General features: G+C 40.9%; 3 protein-coding genes. All 3 read right to left on the bottom strand.

From position 1 onward, the window contains the following. Positions 1-55: 55 nt before the first annotated feature. The 3 genes from E1163_RS26650 to E1163_RS26640 are packed head-to-tail and all read right to left on the bottom strand — an operon-like array spanning position 56 to position 2237. Positions 56-751: a zinc metallopeptidase gene (locus E1163_RS26650; RefSeq protein ID WP_155176178.1), complete on the bottom strand. Its 696-nt coding sequence runs from the start codon at positions 749-751 to the stop codon at positions 56-58. Between the two features lie 15 nt (positions 752-766). Next, a complete protein-coding gene (gene rfaE2 / locus E1163_RS26645; RefSeq protein ID WP_155176177.1) occupies positions 767-1252 on the bottom strand; it encodes a D-glycero-beta-D-manno-heptose 1-phosphate adenylyltransferase in 486 nt (161 codons plus the stop codon). Next, positions 1233-2237, bottom strand: coding sequence for a lysylphosphatidylglycerol synthase transmembrane domain-containing protein (locus tag E1163_RS26640; RefSeq protein ID WP_185156226.1), 1005 nt, complete (start codon positions 2235-2237; stop codon positions 1233-1235). The genes rfaE2 and E1163_RS26640 overlap by 20 nt, the downstream gene beginning before the upstream one ends. Positions 2238-2309: the final 72 nt, after the last annotated feature.

Below are 2309 nucleotides of genomic sequence, written 5' to 3'. Positions count from 1 at the left end.
GGGTTATTATGCATGCATAATAACCCTCTAAATTACAAATTTTCTCTTATTTTACTTAATCTCTGCTACCCAAAAACATACTGATATAGTAAAGTAGGGTCACAAGTGAAGCTACTGCGGCCACTACATAAGTCATTGCAGCCCATTTCAACGCATCTTTGGCCATACCATGCTCAGATGAGGTTACTATACCTCGCTGCTCAACCCAGGCCAATGCCCGCTTACTGGCATCAAACTCAACCGGCAGAGTTACAAATGCAAATAATGTAAATACAGTGTAACAGCCGATAATTACTAACAGGGCAAGTTTAAACGGTATCAATGAAGGAAGTAGAAAACCTCCGAAAAGCATCATCATGAAAATAACGTTCATGATCTTGCCACTGGCGTTTTGAACAGGCACCATAGCTGATCTGAATTCCAGCATACTATAAGCTTTAGCATGTTGTACAGCGTGGCCACATTCGTGAGCCGCTACAGCCGCTGCGGCAGCATTTCTGCCATAATACACAGCCTCGCTCAGGTTAACTGTTTTGTTAACCGGGTTGTAGTGGTCTGTCAACTGGCCTTCAACTGATGTTACCTTTACATCGTGAATGCCATTGTCTCCCAACATAAGTTGGGCAATTTCAGCTCCTGATAAATTTTTATTCAGTGGTATCTGCGAGTATTTTTTGAATTTACTCTTCAGTCTTGAACTTACTGCAAAACTGATGATACCGAAAACAATCATAATGATTATAATTCCCATATTCTTCTCCGATATCTAACTTTGTTTTTTTATTTTTTCTATCATATTTGTAGTGGAAAACCCTTCTACAAGAGCAATAGTTTCCACCTTTCCACCATTAGCTATCACAATATCTGCGCCAACAATATTTTCTGCCAAATAGTCATTTCCTTTAACGAGAATGTCAGGTTTTAGTTCCTTGATCAACTCATAGGGTGTATCTTCATCGAAATAGGTCAGCGCATCTACAAAAGCCAGAGCAGCCAAAAGCCTGGCCCGGGCATACTGGTCATTCAAAGGTCTGTCTTCGCCCTTAAGCCGCTTTACCGAAAGGTCTGTATTCAAACCTAACACAAGCTTATCTCCACGCTGACGTGCCTTCTCCAGGTAGTCAACATGGCCCAGGTGCAAAATATCAAAGCAACCATTAGTAAAAACAACTTTTTTGCCTTCCTTCTTCCAGCCCTGAACAATGGACTGCAAGCTATTCCGGTCTACGATTTTATTTTTTGTGGATTTCAATTTTCTTCTTAGATATCTGGCTCAGAAATAAAGACAATGCTCCTACAACAATAATAACTAAAGTTTGCCATCCATGAAATATAAATGTAAAGGGCACGGCTTTCTCTTCCGGTAGGGAATATAAGATCACAAGCCCCAAAGGCACAAGTATGTGGAAGCTTCCTGCACCGCCTGGCAGTGGAATAGCCATGGCAATACCGCCAATAACAAATATGGTGAGTGCCGCAAGAATGCCCAGGTGTGCAGTTTCCGGGAATGCCAGCATCACGAGGTACATCATCAGATAGTAGCACAACCATATAAGCAGGGAGTAAACAATGAAAAGTATTCGCTTCTCTAACTTGAAAATGCTGGTAACACCACTTTTAAGACCACGCATCATACCTCTTATTTTAGACATGTAGCGTAGGGCAAGATATCTTTTGCTATTGAAGATATACCTTATAACCAGGATTACGGCCACAATAAATACAATAACCCCAACCAGCAAAGTATAGGAGAAGCTTGAGTCTTCCCCTGAAGATGTCAGCCTTTTGATCTCATCGGACTGGAAGAAGTAAAGCAGGTTATCCAGCTCTATAAAAAAGGCCGCTGTAAGCAGTATAATAAGGAAAATTAAATCTATGATCCTTTCCATTACCACTGTACCGAAAGAAACGTCTACCGGTACCCGGTTTAACCTGTACAGGTTGTAGCATCTGGATACCTCACCGCCTCTTGGGATTGCAAGATTAATAAAGTACCCAACCATTACGGACATAAAGCTATTGCCCAAAGAAATGTTGTGTCCAAGAGGTTTTAGCAACAATTTCCATCTCTCTGCCCTCAACACATGACTGAGTATTGCAGCAAATGCAGATAAAAAAAGAAAGGGTTTGTTCGCCGAATCCCAGGTCCTTAAAATAAAGTCCCATTTGCTCTCGTCGCCGGACACTTGAATATTTTGAAAAGACAGCCAGAGTAAAAAGGCTGTAATGCCAAGCATAATTATATACTTAACAGTATTTTTTATTCCGGAAGCCATGTGAAATTATTGCAGAAGTTTATTATCTGCATC

The organism is Fulvivirga kasyanovii, from assembly GCF_009711405.1.
Classification (GTDB): domain Bacteria; phylum Bacteroidota; class Bacteroidia; order Cytophagales; family Cyclobacteriaceae; genus Fulvivirga; species Fulvivirga kasyanovii.
The sequence above is the reverse complement of the archived record's forward strand: the minus strand, read 5'-3'. Positions and strand labels throughout refer to the sequence as shown.

Bases quoted from the DNA above. Each gene is read 5' to 3' on its own strand.
- E1163_RS26650 (WP_155176178.1), bottom strand. From the start codon at position 751: ATGGGAATTATAATCATTATGATTGTTTTCGGTATCATCAGTTTTGCA.
- E1163_RS26640 (WP_185156226.1), bottom strand. From the start codon at position 2,237: ATGCTTGGCATTACAGCCTTTTTACTCTGGCTGTCTTTTCAAAATATT.